Annotated in this window: 14 protein-coding genes; 8 read left to right on the forward strand and 6 right to left on the reverse strand. The window is 72.8% G+C overall.

What is annotated here, in order from left to right; translation table 11 throughout:
• The first annotated feature begins 96 nt into the window (after window positions 1–96).
• Window positions 97–1,749, forward strand: coding sequence for an amidohydrolase (locus ACCP09_RS39115; protein WP_433754107.1), 1,653 nt, complete (start codon window positions 97–99; stop codon window positions 1,747–1,749).
• A gap of 47 nt (window positions 1,750–1,796) precedes the next feature.
• The gene (locus ACCP09_RS39120; RefSeq protein ID WP_433754109.1) at window positions 1,797–1,952 is read left to right on the forward strand and encodes a hypothetical protein; all 156 of its coding nucleotides are present in this window, start codon (window positions 1,797–1,799) and stop codon (window positions 1,950–1,952) included.
• A 7-nt stretch (window positions 1,953–1,959) separates the two neighbouring features.
• On the opposite strand, the gene ACCP09_RS39125 is transcribed toward ACCP09_RS39120, so the two are convergent.
• The 3 genes from ACCP09_RS39125 to ACCP09_RS39135 form a co-directional block, all read right to left on the reverse strand.
• Entirely contained in the window at window positions 1,960–3,069 is a 1,110-nt protein-coding gene (locus ACCP09_RS39125; RefSeq protein WP_433754111.1) for a DUF1015 family protein, read from the reverse strand.
• Window positions 3,070–3,092: 23 nt separating this feature from the next.
• Entirely contained in the window at window positions 3,093–3,911 is an 819-nt protein-coding gene (locus ACCP09_RS39130) for an alpha/beta fold hydrolase (RefSeq protein WP_433754112.1), read from the reverse strand.
• 97 nt (window positions 3,912–4,008) lie between these two features.
• Window positions 4,009–5,049, reverse strand: coding sequence for an AraC family transcriptional regulator (locus ACCP09_RS39135; protein ID WP_433754114.1), 1,041 nt, complete (start codon window positions 5,047–5,049; stop codon window positions 4,009–4,011).
• A gap of 140 nt (window positions 5,050–5,189) precedes the next feature.
• On the opposite strand from ACCP09_RS39135, the gene ACCP09_RS39140 reads away from it, so the two are divergent.
• The 5 genes from ACCP09_RS39140 to ACCP09_RS39160 all read left to right on the forward strand — a co-directional run bounded on the left by ACCP09_RS39140 (window position 5,190) and on the right by ACCP09_RS39160 (window position 10,805).
• Window positions 5,190–6,677 carry a flavin-containing monooxygenase gene (locus ACCP09_RS39140; protein WP_433754116.1) on the forward strand — a complete coding sequence of 496 codons (1,488 nt, stop codon included), beginning with the start codon at window positions 5,190–5,192 and terminating at the stop codon, window positions 6,675–6,677.
• A complete protein-coding gene (locus tag ACCP09_RS39145; protein ID WP_400982260.1) occupies window positions 6,674–8,371 on the forward strand; it encodes an FAD-dependent oxidoreductase in 1,698 nt (565 codons plus the stop codon). The genes ACCP09_RS39140 and ACCP09_RS39145 overlap by 4 nt, the downstream gene beginning before the upstream one ends.
• A 259-nt stretch (window positions 8,372–8,630) precedes the next feature.
• Entirely contained in the window at window positions 8,631–9,251 is a 621-nt protein-coding gene (locus ACCP09_RS39150) for an acetoacetate decarboxylase family protein (RefSeq protein WP_400982257.1), read from the forward strand.
• Between the two features lie 338 nt (window positions 9,252–9,589).
• On the forward strand, window positions 9,590–9,895 hold the full coding sequence (locus tag ACCP09_RS39155) for a hypothetical protein (RefSeq protein WP_400982254.1): 306 nt from the start codon (window positions 9,590–9,592) through the stop codon (window positions 9,893–9,895).
• 601 nt (window positions 9,896–10,496) lie between these two features.
• A complete protein-coding gene (locus ACCP09_RS39160) occupies window positions 10,497–10,805 on the forward strand; it encodes a hypothetical protein (RefSeq protein ID WP_026153109.1) in 309 nt (102 codons plus the stop codon).
• A 244-nt stretch (window positions 10,806–11,049) separates the two neighbouring features.
• Here the strand turns inward: ACCP09_RS39160 and ACCP09_RS39165 are convergent, their stop codons facing one another.
• The 3 genes from ACCP09_RS39165 to ACCP09_RS39175 all read right to left on the reverse strand — a co-directional run bounded on the left by ACCP09_RS39165 (window position 11,050) and on the right by ACCP09_RS39175 (window position 15,515).
• A complete protein-coding gene (locus ACCP09_RS39165; RefSeq protein ID WP_433754119.1) occupies window positions 11,050–13,833 on the reverse strand; it encodes a hypothetical protein in 2,784 nt (927 codons plus the stop codon).
• Between the two features lie 95 nt (window positions 13,834–13,928).
• The gene (locus ACCP09_RS39170; RefSeq protein ID WP_433754121.1) at window positions 13,929–14,504 is read right to left on the reverse strand and encodes a TlpA family protein disulfide reductase; all 576 of its coding nucleotides are present in this window, start codon (window positions 14,502–14,504) and stop codon (window positions 13,929–13,931) included.
• 45 nt (window positions 14,505–14,549) lie between these two features.
• Window positions 14,550–15,515, reverse strand: coding sequence for a zinc-binding dehydrogenase (locus ACCP09_RS39175; protein WP_433754123.1), 966 nt, complete (start codon window positions 15,513–15,515; stop codon window positions 14,550–14,552).
• 55 nt (window positions 15,516–15,570) lie between these two features.
• On the opposite strand from ACCP09_RS39175, the gene ACCP09_RS39180 reads away from it, so the two are divergent.
• Window positions 15,571–16,332, forward strand: coding sequence for an AraC family transcriptional regulator (locus ACCP09_RS39180; protein WP_378334601.1), 762 nt, complete (start codon window positions 15,571–15,573; stop codon window positions 16,330–16,332).
• The last annotated feature ends 12 nt before the right edge of the window (window positions 16,333–16,344 follow it).

Raw genomic sequence — 16,344 nt, forward strand, 5'->3', positions numbered from 1 at the left:
CGTATAACGACCTATACGGCGCGGCGCTGGTGCGTGCGACCGGGCGGCCCGGACCCCTAGTCTGCGGGGAAGGGCCCCCGACCGAGAGGATTCCACGTGCTCGACCTGCTGGTGCGCAACGTCCGTGCGCTGACCGTGTCCGACGAGCGTCCCCGCGCCCACACCGTGGGCGTGCTGCACGGGCGGATCGTCGGCCTCGACGAGGAGGTCGAGGGCCTGTCCGCCCGCACCGTGGTGGACGGCGGCGGAGCGGTGCTCACGCCCGGTTTCGCCGACGCGCACAACCACATGGTCTGGTACGGCCTGTCGCTGGCCGAGATCGACCTGTCCGGCTGCCGCACGCTGGACGAGCTGTACGACACGGTCGCCGCGCGGGCCGCCGAACTGCCGTCCGACGCGTGGGTTATCGGCTCGAAGTACGACGACTTCGTGCTGGGCGGGCACCCCGCCCGCGCCGCGCTGGACCGCGCCGGCGGCGGGCGCGCGGTGTGGCTCAAGCACCGGTCGGCGCACATGTGCACCGTGAGCTCCGCGATCCTCGCCCAGGCCGGCGTGCTCGACGGCTCGGCGCGCGTGCCCGAGGGCGGGGTGGTGGCCCGCGACGACGACGGCGCGCCGACCGGGCTGCTCGCCGAGCAGGCCCAGCAGCTGGTGGACGCCCTGGTCAAGCCCTACCCGGTGGAGGAGCTGGCGGCGGCGATCGAGCGCGCCGCGAAGGTCTACGTCAGCGAGGGGCTCACCGCGGTCACCGAGGCCGGGATCGGCGGCGGCTGGATCGGCCACAGCCCGGCCGAGGCGACGGCCTACCACCTGGCACGCGAACGCGGGACGCTGCCGCTGCGGGTGGAGCTGATGCCGGCCAGCGAGGTGCTGCACCCGCTCGGCGGCAACCCGGCCGACACCGGCACGATCGGCGTGGACCTGGGGTTGCGCAGCGGGTTCGGCGACGAGTTCCTGCGGCTGGGGCCGATGAAGATCTTCACCGACGGCGCGCTGAGCAGCCGGACCGCCGCCTTGACCGAGCCGTTCTGCTCGCACGGCGGGCTCGGCGTGCTGCAGGACGATCCGAAGGTGCTGCGGGACACGATCGTCGCCGCGCACCGCAGCGGGTGGCGGGTGGCGGCGCACGCGATCGGCGACCGCGCCATCGACCTGACGCTGGACGCGTTCGAGGAGGCCCAGCGGGTCCTGCCGCGCCCGGACGTGCGGCACCGCATCGAGCACGCCGCGATGGTGCGGCCGGACCAGCTGCCGCGGCTGGTCGCGCTCGGGGTGGTCCCGGTGCCGCAGGCCCGGTTCCTGTACGAGATCGGCGACACGATGGCCGAGGCGCTGGGCGAGGCGCGGGTGCCGTGGCTGTACCGGCAGAAGTCCTTCGTGGACGCCGGGCTGCGGGTGCCGGGCAGCTCCGACCGGCCGTGCGTCGGCGTCGGCGCGCCGCTGGCCGGCCTGCGGTCGATGATCGAGCGGACGACCAGCGCCGGGGCGGTGCTCAGCCCGGACGAGCGGGTCGGCGCGGAGGAGGCGCTGCGGGCCTACACCGCGCACCCGGCGTGGGCTTCGCACCAGGAACACGAACGCGGCCGGCTCGCCCCGGGCCTGCGGGCGGACATGGTGCTGCTCGACGACGACCCGACCGCGGTGCCGAGCGAGCGGATCAGCGAGATCGGTGTGCTGGCGACGTTCGTCGGTGGCCGCTGCGTGCACGGCGCGGAAGGGCTGCGCGCGGACGGGCCGGTGCCGGTGTGAGTCACGCCTAAAGGGCGGCGAGCAGCAGCCCGCTGCGTGGCTTCGGGGTGGGTCTGCGTGCGGACGTGGTGCTGCTCGACGACGACCCGACCGCGGTGCCGAGCGAGCGGATCAGTGAGATCGGTGTGCTGGCGACGTTCGTCGGTGGCCGCTGCGTGCACGGCGCGGAAGGGCTGCGGGCCGACGGGCCGGTGCCGGTCTGACTCACGCCTAAAGGGCGGCGAGCAGCAGCCCGCTGCGTGGCTTCGGGGTGAAGTATGTGCTCTTGCGCGGCATGCGGCGGCCCTGCGCGTGCGCGGCGAGCACTTCGGACAGCGGGACGGGCGCCAAGCGCAACACGGCGTCCGTCCCTGGTCCGGGGGAGTGCCCCTCGGGCAGCGCGTGCACGTGCGGGCCCTCCGGGTCGAGGCGAAGTGCCTTGTCCAGCAACAGGTTCTCCACCACGGCGTGGTCCGGTCCACCGCCGGGCAGTGCCACCAGCAGCTCGCCGCCGCGCGCGGAAACGGCCACCGAGCCGGGCTCAATGGCGTCCACTTCGGACACTTCGCGCACCGTCAGCCCGGCGGCGCGCCAGGCGGCGGCCAGCTCGCGCGCGCCGAGGCCGGTGCCGCTGATCGTGCGGTGGATCGCGCCGATGCGCAGGTCCGGCCCCGCGGTCACCAGCGCCAGCAGCGGCGTGCCCGCCTCGGCCGCGGCGGCGACGCGGTGGTTGCCGTCGGCCACCAGCAGGGGAGCGGCGCGCACCGCGGCGAGCAACCGGTCCTGCTCGTGGCCGGGACCGGTGAGCCACAACCGGTGCGAGCGGCCCGCGCCGTCGGTCAGGTCCACCGCGGGATCACCGCGCATCGCCGCCAGCGCGGCGCGCGTGAGCCCGTCGCCGGCGACCGGCACCAGCATCGCCGCGCTCGTCGCGCAGCCGAGCGCCCGCAGCGCCGCCGCGCGTTCGGCGACGACACCGGCGTAAACCTCCTCGCTGTGCCGGATCCGCGCGCCGACCGCCGACGGATCGACCAGGCACAGCACCCCCGCCGCGGTCCCGTCGCGCCCGGCGATCCGGTACGGCGCCACCACGTCGCGCACGCGCCGGTAGTCCCGTTCCCGCAACCGGTCCAGCATCGCGCGCGCCGCGGGCAGCGATTCCCGCAGCGACGTCGCACCCGGCCGCCGGTGCGGGTGCTGCACCGCCAGCAGCGAATCACCCGGCGCCGCGGCCAGAGCCGCGGCGATCTCGTCGGCGTCGGCGAACTCGTCCACGTCCGGCCCGGTCACCGGCCCGCCGGGCACCCAGCCGGTGCCGATCGCGCGCGCCCATTCCGCCATACCCCGATCCTGCCGGACCGGGCTCAGCTCGCCTGCGACAGCTCCCCGGCATGCTCGGCGGTCTGCTCGCGGGCCTCGTCCCGCGCCCAGCGGGCCAGGCGCGGCGCCGCGGCCACGTAGAAGTCCGGGTCCAGCCCCATGCCGGTGTGCGTGCTGCGGATCTCGACGCACTCGGCGTACGGGTCCAGGCACAGCTGCCACGGCGCGATCGCGTCTTCGCGCGAGTACACCGCCAGCGCGGGCACCTCCGGCGGCAGGGGCGCGGCCAGCGCCTTGACGTTCTCGTCGTAGCACGGCCCGGTGAAGCAGTCCAGGTCCATCAGGCCAGGAATACCCAAAGTGGACAGACGGGCGAGGACGCGGGCGACCCGCACCACCTTCGGGTGCGCGCCGAGCGGATCGAGCACCGGGCTGCCGAGCATCACCAGTCCGCGCACCAGATCCGGGCGGCGGATCGCGGCCAGCCGCGCCAGCCAGCCACCGCGGCTCTGCCCGATGATCACCACGCGGCCGCCGGTCTCCTCGGCGTGCTGCTCCAGCCGGGCCTCGATGCGGTCCACAAGTTCGGTGGTGCACCCGACGTTGAAACCGATCCGTGACCCGGCGGGCCGGTACCCACGCGCCTTCAGCCACGCGCTCGCCAGCGTCATGCTGCGATCGCCGAACCCGAAACCGGGCACCAGCAGCACACCCAGCCCGGCGCCCTCCTCCGGGTCCGCGGGCCGCCAGATCGGATGACGCAGTAGTCGCGGGATGTCCAGCAGGGCCAGCAACAGGTGCTCGCGCGTAGCGGTGCGGATGGTTTCGCCCGCTTCACGCGCGGGCTGGAGCAGCGTCAACATGTGCGGCCTCCTCGCAACTGAAGAGACCTTTGATCTACCCAGGATCCGCGTGGTTGACACCTGGAGCCGTATCCCACCGTCGAAAGGGGACGCGAAGTCAGCCCCGTCTCCCGGACCGCAGGTACCGTGCCGGGGTCGTGCCGGTCCACCGGCGGAACGCGTAGATGAAACTCGACGCCTCCGCGTATCCCAGCCGCAGCGCCACATCCTCCACCGACAGCGCGCCGGTCGCGAGCATCTCCTCGGCGAGCGCCTGCCGGACCTCGTCGAGCAGGCCGCGGAAACTGGTGCCGGCGTCCTCCAGCCGCCGCCGCAGGGTCCGGGTGCTGACGTTGAGCTCCCGCGCCACGTCCTCCATCGCGAGCGTGCCCCCGACGCGGATCAGCTTGTCCCGAACCTGGTGCGCGATGCCGGAGCGGGCGCGGCGCCGGCTGACCAGCTCACGGCACTGCGCCTCGCACAACGCGACCGTGTGCTCACTGGCCTGCGGCAGCGGCTGCCCCAGTGCGGCCGCGTCGATCGCCACGTGGTGCGCGGGCGCGCCGAACGCCGGTCGGCACCCGAAGACCTCCTCGTACCGGCCCGGATCGGGTGGCTCGGGGAACCGGAACTCCAGGCGCCGCACGTTCAGGCCGCCGGGCAGGAGGTCGTGCATCACCGTGTGGATCGCGCTGACGTCGCGCTCCAGCAGGAACCGGCGCACGTCGTGCGGCAGCCCGTCGTCCCGCAGTTCGAAGCGCAGCTCCTCGGCGGCCAGCTCGACCACCGGCAGGCAGAAGATGAAGCTGAGGTCGAGGTAACGCAGGGCGAAAGTGATCGCGTCGCGCAGCGTCGGGCTGCTGATGCAGGCGAACCCGAACACGCCGAAGGTCGTGACCCGGTAGCGGACGCCGGCGTCCAGGCCGAGGCCGGGCGGGTCGCCGAGCTCCCGCACGAGGTTGCGCGCGACCGTCAGCTCCTGGTGCGCGTCGACCTGCGCCGCCGGGTCGTCCAGGCGCGACGGGGGCAGCCCGGTGCCGCGCAGCAGGGCGTCCCGCGGCACCCCGCGCTCGGCTCCGAAGCGCACCAGCAGGGCGACGCTCGCGACGCCGCGGGGGAAGTCCCAGTCCCGGACGGCGACGGGCAGCTGCTGACTCATGGCCGGAAGTATGGATTCCGCCGGTCACCGGCCCGCGACCGGGGTGGCCGAAAATCTCGGTTTCCTGGCCGCTGGTCTCTGTGGCGGAGTGAGCCGGAGCACTTACTGTGGAGTAGCCCCACTCACCGCCGAGGAGCAGCATGGCACGCACCACCGCCCACCGACCGCCGTCCGTCGTCATCATCGGCGCCGGGTTCGGCGGCCTGGCCGTCGCGACCGAACTGGTCCGCGCCGGTTTCCGCGACTTCACCATCCTGGAGAGAGCGGACGAGATCGGCGGCGTGTGGCGGGAGAACACCTACCCCGGCGCCGGGTGCGACATCCCGTCGCCGCTGTACTCGTTCTCCCACCGGCCCAACCCGGACTGGCCGATGCGGTTCTCCCTGCAGGCCGACATCAAGGCCTACCTCGAGGACGTCGCCCGCGAGTACGGGGTGACCGGCCGGATCCGGTTCGGCACCGGCGTCGCCGGGGCGGAATTCGACGAGGCCACCGGCCGGTGGCGGGTCCGCACCGAAGCCGGCGAGGTCATCGAGGCCGACGTCCTGGTGCCGGCCGTGGGCCAGCTGTCCCAGCCTGCGATGCCGGACCTGCCGGGCCGCGAGTCGTTCCGCGGGCGGGCTTTCCACTCCGCGGCCTGGGACCACGACGCCGACCTCACCGGCAAGCGGGTCGCGGTGATCGGCACCGGCGCCAGCGCGATCCAGTTCGTGCCGAAGCTCCAGCAGGTCGCCGGCCACGTGACGGTGTTCCAGCGGTCGGCGCCGTGGATCGTGCCCAAGAACGACATCGCCTACCAGCCCTGGCACCGCGCGATGTTCCGCCGCCTGCCGGTCACCCAGAAGATCGAGCGGTTCCGGATCTGGCTGATCTGCGAGTTCCTCTCGCTCGGGCTCGTCGACCTCCCGGTCGTGCGCCGGTACCTGGAACGCCTGGCGAGCAGGCACCTGGAGAGCCAGGTGCCCGACCCGGAGCTGCGCGCCAAGCTGACGCCGGACTACGAGCCCGGGTGCAAGCGGGCGCTGTTCTCCAACGAGTACTACCCGGCGCTGACCCGGCCCAACGTGAGCGTCGAGACCGAGAAGATCGTCGAGATCGTGCCGGAGGGCGTGCGCACCGCCGACGGCGTGGTGCACGAGGCCGACGTGCTGGTGTACGGAACCGGGTTCCGCGCCACCGACTTCCTGGTCCCGATGACGGTGCGTGGGCGCGGCGGGGCGGAGCTGGCCGACACCTGGCGCGACGGCGCGTGGGCCTACCTCGGCATCACGGTGCCGCAGTTCCCGAACCTGTTCCTGGTCTACGGGCCCAACACGAACCTGGGCGGCAACTCGATCGTCTACATGCTCGAGTCGCAGGCCCGCTACATCGTGCAGGCGGTGCGCGCGCTGGCGAGCAGGCCCGGCGTGGCGCTGGACGTCAAGCCCGAGGTCGCCGCGCGCTTCGACACCGTCCTGCAGCGCAAGCTCGGTCGCTCGGTGTGGACCCGCTGTGCCAGCTGGTACCGCAACGAGGCGGGCCGGATCGTCAACAACTGGCCCGGCACGGTCACGCAGTACCGGCTGAAGACCCGGGCCCTGGATCTGAACGACTACCGCGCGATCGCGGCGGGAGGGGACGGCGCATGACCGGCGAGCTGGACTACGACGTCGTGGTGATCGGCTCGGGTTTCGGGGGCAGCGTGAGCGCGCTGCGCCTGACGGAGAAGGGCTACCGGGTCGGGGTACTGGAGGCGGGCCGCCGGTTCGCCGACGACGAGTTCGCCAAGACCTCGTGGCGGCTGCGGAAGTACCTGTGGGCGCCGCTGCTGGGCTGCTTCGGCATCCAGCGGCTGACGTTGCTGCGCGACACCTTCATCCTGAGCGGCAGCGGTGTCGGCGGCGGGTCGCTGGTCTACGCCAACACGCTGTACGAGCCGCCGGCGCGGTTCTACGCCGACCCGCAGTGGGCGCACATCACCGACTGGCGCGACGAGCTGGCGCCTTACTACGACCAGGCGAAGCGGATGCTGGGCGTCACCCAGTACCCGGGTACCACGCGGGCCGACCGGGTGCTGCGCGAGGTGGCCGAGGACATGGGCATCGCCCACACGTTCCGGCCGACGCCGGTCGGGGTGCTGTTCGCGACCGGTGACCAGAAGCCCGGCCAGGAGGTGCCGGACCCGTTCTTCGGCGGCGCCGGCCCGTCCCGCCGCACCTGCCTGAACTGCGGGTCCTGCATGACCGGGTGCCGCCACGGCGCGAAGAACACGCTGGTGAAGAACTACCTGCACCTCGCCGAGCGGGCGGGTGCGGTGGTGCACCCGCTGACGACGGTGGTGGACGTCCGCCCACGCCCCGGCGGCGGGTACGAGGTGACCACCGTCCGCACCGGGTCGCGCAGGCGCCGCCGGACCTTCACCTGCGAGCAGGTCGTGTTCGCCGCGTCCGCGCTGGGCACGCAACGGCTGCTGCACCGGCTGCGTGACCGCGGTTCGCTGCCGAAGATCTCGAAGCGGCTCGGGTACCTGTCGCGCACCAACTCCGAGGCGATCCTGGCGGTGCGCTCACGCGACAAGAACGCCGACTACACCGACGGGGTGGCGATCACGTCGTCGATCCACCCGGACGAGGTCACGCACGTCGAGCCGGTGCGGTACGGCAAGGGCAGCAACCTGATGAGCCTGCTCGCCACCGTGCTGGTGGACGGCAAGGACGGGCACCGGCGGTGGGTGCTGGGGCTGCGTGAGCTGGCGCGGCACTGGCGGGAGCTGCCGCGCATCCAGAACCCGCGGAAGTGGTCGGAGCAGATGGTGGGCCTGCTGGTGATGCAGAGCCTGGACAACTCGGTGACAACCTACACGCGGCGCGGCCTGTTCGGCCGCCGGATGACGACGCGCCAGGGAGACGGCGCGCCGAACCCGACGTGGATCCCGCACGGGCACGAGGTCGCGCGGCGGGTGGCGGAGAAGATCGACGGCGTGCCGCAGGGCGCCTGGACCGACATGGCGAACATCCCGCTGACCGGGCACTTCATCGGCGGCTGCGCGATCGGCGACTCGCCGGAGACCGGCGTGGTCGACCCCTACCAGCGGCTGTACGGCTATCCCGGCCTGCACGTCGTGGACGGCTCGGCGATCTCGGCGAACCTGGGGGTGAACCCGTCGCTGACGATCACCGCCCAGGCCGAACGGGCGCTCGCGCTGTGGCCGAACAAGGGCGAGGCCGACCAGCGGCCGCCACTGGGCGCGCCCTACACCCGGCTGGCCCCGGTGGCGCCGAAGAACCCTGTCGTGCCCGAGGCCGCGCCGGGCGCGCTGCGCCTGCCGGTCACGCCGGTCTGACCCCGGTGCCCGGCTTGGTGGCGGCGGCGGTGGGTTCCGCCGTCTCGACCGCGCGCTCGTCCCGCCACTCCGGGCGGGGTTGCCCGGGTTTGCCCGCCGTCCCGGGCGAGTGCGAGTCGCGGCTGTCCCGCTGTTGCGGGTCCGGTAGCCGTGAGGCCTCGTCCGCCGCGTCGGGGCGGCGTCATCTCGGGCCATACCGCCACCTGACCTCGTCCGCCCTGCCGCGGTTGTCCTGTCCCTCCGAGCCGAGGTTTCGCTGATGTCCGATCCGACCGAGTACCCGCCCGAGCCATGGCACCTGCGTGGTCACATGCACGTCTCCGCCTGGTGCCTGCCCGTGGGGGAGCTGCCCGAACTGCCGCCGGGCGTCCGGCCGCTCACCGTGGCCGGGCGGGCGGTCGTGCTCGCCGCGTGGGTCGACTACCAGCCGCCCGGTGTGCTGTCCTATCGGGAGCTGATGGTGACCGTCGTCGCCCGCGGCGGGGTCGTCGTGACCATCCCGCACATCTGGGTCGACAGCCCGGCCTCCCTGGCCGGCGGGCGCGCCCTGTGGCACATCCCGAAGGAGCTCGCCGAGTTCACCCTCACCGACGAACCGGACTTCGCCGCGGAAGCCCGCGCGGATGGGGATCTGCTGGCGGGCGCGGAGTTTCGGCGCCGCCGCGCGCTGCCGGTGCGGTTGCCGCTGGCGTTCTCGGTCCTGCAGCGCGGCCCCAAGCGCAGCGGTGTGCGGGTGGCCGCCCGGCTCGGGGTGGCCCGATCGGTGTGGCGGGTCGGCGCGGGCGGCCCGCTGGCGTTCCTGGCCGGGCGCCGTCCGCTGCTCAGCCTGGTCGCCCGGGACTTCCGGATGCGGTTCGGCGGCGGCCGCAGCACCGAATGACACGCTTGTAAGTCACCCGCGTGGTCTAATCTGCGTGTCGAATCCGGCGACGCCCGGTGTCCGTTACTCCACCTGATCAGGGGGTTTAATCGCGGCACGACCGGATCGCGTCCGACCCGATCACCGCGAGTGAGGACCGGCGCTCGCGTTGTCGCAGCGCATGGCGGTGCGGCTGTTCCAGGGGCTTTGGAACGCGTTCCAAACGTCGTTCATCCGGGTGAGCCCGGGCCGCTCGCGCGATCGCCGAACTTCCCGATCACCGGCTGCTAGCGTCTGCCGTGCTCGCGACGGGGTCACCCGGAGCGGGCGGAACTGTAGCCGAGCGATCGGATGAGAGAGTGCTGAAGAAGTCTGCGATTGTCGCCGCTGCCGCGGCCGGCTTCATGATGATCGGTTCCCCGGCCTTCGCCACGCAGGGCGCGTGGGACGAGGGTGGCGACACCGGCCAGCTGGGCCTGCTCAACGTCGACGACGTCGCCAACGACAACAACGTCGGGGTCTGCGACAACAACGTCAACGTCCTGGGTGTCCAGGTGGCGGACGCGCTGGAGGGTGTCGGCGCGACCGTGCCGATCCTGTCGGGCGCTTCGGACGCCGAGTCCGGCGACGCGCCGGACACCTGCGTCGCCGAGGCCGACAACTGAGGTCGCGGCAACAACCCTGAACCGGCTCCGCCGGCCAGGGTGCTGTGCACGGGTGCGGACGGGAATCACTGGTACTGATTCCCGTCCGCACCTTTTCTTCGGGTAGGGGAAACGTGAACACCCGCATTCGAATTCGGATGCGGGTGTTTTTTCGTGCGCGGAACGGGGTCGCGGGGTGGCGCTCGCGGCTGGACCAGTGCGCCCGGACGCGCTGCCGCGGCGCCTCCGGACAGTGGGTCGGAGGGGAATTACATGCCGGTAAGTCACACGGCCGGGCTAATTGCCCGATCTCGTCTTCTCACTTTACGTGTTCACTTCTCTACCTGATCGAGGGGTTTAGACGCTGTACAACCGGTGTCCTGCACGGTCGATCACGCGGCGTGAAAACCACTGTGAGCGAAACGGGCGGATAATCGCAGCGCATCGCGTATGGGCGTGCGGAAGACTGGTTCACGGGCAGCGAAACGTCGTTCGTCCGGGTGATGGCGACAAGCCCGCGCATTTGCTTTCGGCGCACCTTGCCGACTGATAATGTCTGCCGTGCTCGCGACGGAAGTCTCGTCGCGGCGGAACTGTAGTCGAGTTGATGGGGAATAAAAAGGTGCTCAAGAAGTCCGCAATTGTTGCCGCTGCTGCGGCCGGTTTCATGATGATCGGTTCCCCGGCCTTCGCCACGCAGGGCGGGGGATGGGACGACGGCGGCGACACCGGTCAGCTGGGTCTGATCAACGTCGACGACGTTCTCAACGACAACAACGTCGGTGTCTGCGACAACAACGTCAACGTGCTCGGCGTCCAGGTGGCCGACGCCCTGAACGGCGTGGGCGTGACCGTGCCGATCCTGACCGGCGCCTCCGAGGCCGACTCGGGTTCCGCCCCGGACACCTGCATCGCCGAGGCCGACAACTGAGACCGGACCCCACGGGGTCCTGGGTCGACCGACCCTGATCCGGCCGAGAGTCCCGGTGCGGTCTGACTGCACTCCGGATCCCCGGGACGGTTTTCTGGGTGAGAGCCGGCCGGGTCACGGAAAAAACGGGTGCGGACGGGAATTACTGGTACTAATTCCCGTCCGCACCCGGTGTTCTTCGGGTAGAACAACGACGAGCACCCGTATTCGACGCGAATGCGGGTGTTTCGTCGTGTCCGCGATCTTAGCTTCCGGCCGGTTGGGGCGCGACTCCGTCGGGCGCGCCGGTGCCCTCCGTCACCTCGCCCAGGCCGGCCGCTTCGGCCAGCTCCTTGGCCACCACGTACTCGCCCAGCCGCCTGCCGAGCTCGGTGTAGGCGCCGAACTTGCCGTCGTCGAAGAACTGGTCGCTCGTGCCGTCCCGCGGGAACTCCGGGTGGTGCGCGGCGTAGGACAGCAGCTCGTAGGGCAGGTCACGCCACAGCAGCGCCTTCGCCACGATCAGCCGTCCCACCCCGGCCTGCCCGCTCTCGGCCGGGTAGCGGATCGTCCCGGTGATCACCGGGCTCTCCGACAGCCTGCTGTTCAGGTTGCTGAGCGGGTGCTCGGGTTCGAGCGGTTCGCCGCCGCCGGGTTCGGCCCGCCACGGATGGTCGAGGGTGACCCGCACGCCCAGCTCCTGCGCGGCCAGCGCGAGCGCCGACGCCAGCCCGCCTGCCGTCGGTGGCGCGTCCGCGCCCGCGTCGATGCAGTAGATCGTCGTGCAGCGGCGGCGGAACAGCTCGACCAGGCCCAGGTTGTCGTAGTGCCCGCCGTCGGTGACGTGCAGCAGCCGGTCGGCGTGCGAGTGGATGCCGAGCACCTCACGCACCAGGTAGGGCAGCCGGCGCGCGTGCGGGAGCGTGGGGTAGGCCCAGGCGGCGCGGTCGGTGCGCGGCGGGCAGCGCAGCAGCACGTCCGGATTGGGCAGCCAGGTGCCCAGCCGCGCGCCGGACAGGGCGAGCAGGATCTGGTACCAGCGCGAGGCGCGGCCCATCGACGACGCGAACGCCGCCCCGCTGATCGCGACCGCGCCCTGGACGGTCAGGTCCCGCCGGAACCGGGCCGGCACCGTCTCCTGCAACCGCGCGGTCTCGATCCAGCCGACGTCCGGGCCGCCGACCCAGCCGCTGCTCATCGTGTAGGAGACGGCGCCGAGGCCGGGGGAGGTGCGGCCCTCGCCGGTGAGGTTCGCGGCGGCCGCGAACACGACCCGCGGGAAGTCGTCGGCGTGGCCGTAGGTCGCGAGCGAGCTGCGCTCGGTGCTCGGGTAGGGCGCGGCGACGACCTGCCCGTCGGCGCGGCGGACCCGGCGCACGGCGAACGTGCGCGCCAGCCGTTCCCGGTAGAAGGGGTGCAGGCTGAGCGAGGTCTCGTCGATCAGCCCGCCGACGACGATCAGCACGACGACCAGCCCCAGCGCGGACCACAGCAGGTCCGGCTCGCCCAGCGGCGTGATCACCGAGGCGAACAGCAGCAGCCAGGCCAGGGCGAGGACGGTGGTCGTGATGATCACCAGGAGGCGCTGGGCAAGGCTGGTCGGCAGCGCCGCGGTGAGCGCGTCGAGCGAGTCCCGCGCCTTGGTGACCACCTTGCGGTTGCGCCACCCCATCGTCGCCAGGGCGGACACGTAGGTCAGCAGCAGCGCGACGAGCGGGCTGCCGAGCGCGATCGAGGGCGGGGTCAGGGTGAGCAGCCGGTCGGCCAGCCAGGCGAGGGCGGGCAGGCCGAGCGTGAGCAGCACGATCAGGGCGGCGAGCAGCGCGAGCCTGCTGGACAGGCGCCGGGCGATCTGGCGCAGCAACGGCTTCGCCGGCGTGATCCAGCGGGCCACCAGGGACATCACGGCGGCGAACAGCAGCGTCAGGCCCAGTGACAGCAGCGCGCCGAGCCGCGGCGCGGGGTAGCTGCCGTCGGCGGGGAACGCGGTGAGCGGCACCTGCTGGTACAGCCAGCCGGTCACCACGCCCAGCACGACCGCGGGGGCGAACACCAGGAACAGCGACAGCACCAGGCCGCGGGCGATCACGCCGAGGGCGATGAGCAGTTCGGTTCGCGTGTTGGCGAGGTAGCTGACGTGCCGCCGGACGTGGTCCTCCTCGACGCTGCCGGGGCCGAACGCGGTTTCCGGTGTCGCGACCGGACGGCCGGCGGGCGCCTCCTTCGGGTCGGCCGCCGCGGTGAGGGCCTGCACCAGCGCGCCCGCGGTGTAGCCGCCGCCGGAGACCGAGACCAGGTACTGGGCGCCGAGCAGCCGCTGCCGCAGCGGCTGGAGCGCGCCGAGCGCGACGCTGGCCGAGCGGATCCCGCCGCCGGACAGGGCGAACCCGGTGCCGCCGGTCGGTTCGCCCGGCGGCAGGCGGTAGCCGTTGCGCCACCGGGTGGCCGCCGTGGTTTCGCCTTCCTCGCAGGCGCCGTCGGGGTCGTCCGGGTTGAGCGCGGCGGAGCAGACGCCGTCGGGCGGGTCCTGCTTCACCGGCCGCGCCGAGCGGAGCAGGGCGAGCACGATGCCGTAGAGCGCGAGCAGGAGCGCCGGGAGCAGGCCGGTGAACTTGGTGACCGCGGCCGCGGTGGCCAGTTCGAGCAGGACGGGCGCCGGATGACGCGTGGCGACCAGTAGGAACACGTTCTCCAGCACGTCCGAGACGACCGCGACCAGCCCGGCGATGCGGCCGAAGCGGGCGACCTCGTGCATCGCGGTGCCCGGCTGGCAGACCCACAGCGCGGCGGTGGTGCCCAGCAGCACGGCGAGCCCGTAGCCGGCGATCAGCGCGAAGTCCCACCACAGGGTGGCCGCGGTGCCCGGCGGGAACGGCAACGGCTGGCCGCGGCCGCCGAGCTGACGTCCCACGATCCCGGTGTCCGCGGCGAAGGCCAGGTACAACCCGGTGCCGAGAGCGGCGAGCAGGAGAGCGGCGACGGCGGTCGAGGCCGCCCTGCCCCGCCCCGGGACCTCGCCCGCCCTGGGCAGCAGCTCACGCCAGCGCATCCTCGCCTCCCCAGCGGATCCGCACAGTACTGCGTGGAGTGTGGTTGCGGTGGCTCCCGGTGTAAAGGCGGGGCCGGATGAACAGCCCGTAACCGTTATGCGTGCGCCGGTTCGGCGAGCACGTCCCGCAGGACGGGCTCGAGGTCGGCGTCGAGCACCGCCCCCAGGTGGACCGAAGCAACACGTTGCAGCTTGTCCACGACGAGCGTCACGGGCACCGCGGACAACGGGATGCCACGCAGGTTCAGCAATATCCGGCCGGACTCGTCGGACATCGACGGGTAGTTCACCGCGAAGCCGCGCATGAAGTCCGCGGCGGCGTCGGGATCGTCGCGCACGTTCACCCCGAGCACGGCGACGTCCGGATGCGCTTCGGACAGCCGCTTCAGGACGTGGGTTTCGGTCCGGCACGGCGGGCACCAAGATCCCCAGACGTTGAGCACCACCACGCGGCCGGCGTAGCCGGCGACGGACAGCGTCGAGCCGGGGTCGGTCACACTCGGGCCGGTCAGGTCCGGGATCGTCTGCCGCTCGTGCGGCGGGTAGCGGATGCTGGTCTGCCCGTTGGGGGAGACGAGCTGGAACGTGCCGGCATCCGCCGCGGAGCAGCCGGACGACGCGATGGCCAGTGCCGCGGCGAGCAGCGCTCCGGCCGCTCGGAGCCAGTTCATGTCGCGAGGCTATCGGCGCCCCACCGGTGGCGATCCCGCAACCGGTCAGGGCACGAGGACCACCTTCCCCGTGGCCTGGTCGTCCTCCATGTGGCGGTGGGCTTCGGCGATCTCGTCCAGGCTGACGACGCGGTCGACGTGCGGGCGGTGGACCCCGGCCTCGACCTGGTCCACGACCCGCTGCAGCACGCCCGCGCCCGCCGCGCCGCGCAGGGTGTCGCTGTGGAAGGCGGTCAGCCTGGTGCCCGTGGGGATCATCGCGATGGGCTCGAAGGCGGGGATCAGCCAGCCGCTGAGCGAGCCCGCCACGCACACGGTTCCGCCCGGGCGGACCAGCCGCAGCGAGTCCAGCGCCGTGCTCGTCCCGACCAGGTCGAGGACGCGGTCGGGGCCGTCCGGCCACGCGGCGATGGTCAGCGGCCCGCCGTCGTCGACGAGGACGTGGTCGGCGGCCGGCGCGGCGGCCTTGTGCGGCTGCCGGGTCGTGGCGGCGGTCTCGACCCCGAGCGCGGCCGCGATCGACGCCGCCGCCATCCCCACCGACGAGGTGCCGCCGCGGATCAGCAACCGCTCGCCGCGGGCGACGTCCAGCGCGTCCAGCGCGCCCTGCGCCGTCAGGTACGTCTCGGGCAGCGCGGCGAGCGTTTCCCACGGCAGGCTCGTCCTGACCGGCATCAGCAAGTCGTTGGGCAGCAACGCGAATTCCGCGTAACCACCGTCGAACGCCCGGCCCATCTCGCCCATCACCGCGGCGACGGTGCTGCCCTCCGCCAGTCGCGGGTCGGTCGACGCCGCCAGCTCGCCCACGCACTCGATTCCCAGCACCCGCGGGAACACCACGGAGGGGGAGTGGCCCTGGCGGGTCCGCAGCTCCGACCGGTTCAGCCCGGCGCCCCGCACCCGCACGAGGCTCCAGCCCTCCCGGACCGCCGGCACGGGAAGCTCCCGGACCTCCAGCACCTCCGGGCCGCCAGCCCGGGTGCACACCGCCGCTCGCATCGTCGTCCTCATGTGACCCACTGTCGCGGGCGCCGGGGGTGGCGGGCCACCGGTAGGATGCCAGCGCATGCCGATCGGCCGCCAACCTGCCTCCTCGCGGATCTGGCCGTCCGGCGGCGCGCACCTGTGGCCGCCGGGCGGGACGAGCGCCGACCACACCCACCCGCGAGGGCACCTCGTGTACGCGGCCCAGGGCGTCCTGTCCGTGCACACCGAGGGCAGCACGTCGATCGTTCCCGCCAACCGCGTCGCGTGGATCCCGGCGGGCTGCCCGCACCACCACCGCGCGCACGGGCACACCGACATGCGGATCGTCTTCCTGCCACCGTCGCCGGCCCGGCTGGCGCCCGCCCGGCCGGCCGTGTTCCTGGCCACCGCCCTCGCCCGGGAGGTCCTGCTCGCCTTGACAGGTCCCCGCGACCGGGGCCGCGCCGCGAACGCGCGGCTCCGGCGGGTGCTCCTCGACGAGCTCCGCGAAGCGGGCGAGCAGCCGCTGCAGCTCCCGGAACCCCGTGACGACCGGCTGCGGGCGGTCGCGCGGATGCTGTACGAGCAGCCCGCGGACAACACGCCGCTGGCCGAGCTGGGGCGGCGGACCGGGGCCAGCTCCCGCACCCTCAGCCGGCTCTTCCGCGGCGAGCTCGGCATGACCTTCTACCAGTGGCGGACGCAGCTGCGCGTCTACCACGCGCTCGTCCTGCTGGCCGAGGGCCACGACGCCACCCACGTCGCCCACGCCTGCGGCTGGTCGAACCCCAGCAGTTTCATCGAGGCCTTCGCCGCCGTCGTCGGCACCACCCCGGGTCGCTACCGGGCGGACACCCGGTGACGCGGCACCGTT

The sequence above is a fragment of the Amycolatopsis sp. 3B14 genome, assembly GCF_050958625.1.
Taxonomy (GTDB): Bacteria; Actinomycetota; Actinomycetes; order Mycobacteriales; family Pseudonocardiaceae; genus Amycolatopsis_E; species Amycolatopsis_E thermoflava.

Coding starts and splice junctions, on each gene's coding strand:
- ACCP09_RS39130 (WP_433754112.1), bottom strand. CDS start 3,911: ATGTTGACGCTGCTCCAGCCCGCGCGTGAAGCGGGCGAAACCATCCGC.
- ACCP09_RS39170 (WP_433754121.1), bottom strand. CDS start 14,504: ATGAACTGGCTCCGAGCGGCCGGAGCGCTGCTCGCCGCGGCACTGGCC.
- ACCP09_RS39175 (WP_433754123.1), bottom strand. CDS start 15,515: ATGAGGACGACGATGCGAGCGGCGGTGTGCACCCGGGCTGGCGGCCCG.
- ACCP09_RS39140 (WP_433754116.1), top strand. CDS start 5,190: ATGGCACGCACCACCGCCCACCGACCGCCGTCCGTCGTCATCATCGGC.
- ACCP09_RS39135 (WP_433754114.1), bottom strand. CDS start 5,049: ATGAGTCAGCAGCTGCCCGTCGCCGTCCGGGACTGGGACTTCCCCCGC.
- ACCP09_RS39165 (WP_433754119.1), bottom strand. CDS start 13,833: ATGCGCTGGCGTGAGCTGCTGCCCAGGGCGGGCGAGGTCCCGGGGCGG.
- ACCP09_RS39145 (WP_400982260.1), top strand. CDS start 6,674: ATGACCGGCGAGCTGGACTACGACGTCGTGGTGATCGGCTCGGGTTTC.
- ACCP09_RS39150 (WP_400982257.1), top strand. CDS start 8,631: ATGTCCGATCCGACCGAGTACCCGCCCGAGCCATGGCACCTGCGTGGT.
- ACCP09_RS39180 (WP_378334601.1), top strand. CDS start 15,571: ATGCCGATCGGCCGCCAACCTGCCTCCTCGCGGATCTGGCCGTCCGGC.
- ACCP09_RS39125 (WP_433754111.1), bottom strand. CDS start 3,069: ATGGCGGAATGGGCGCGCGCGATCGGCACCGGCTGGGTGCCCGGCGGG.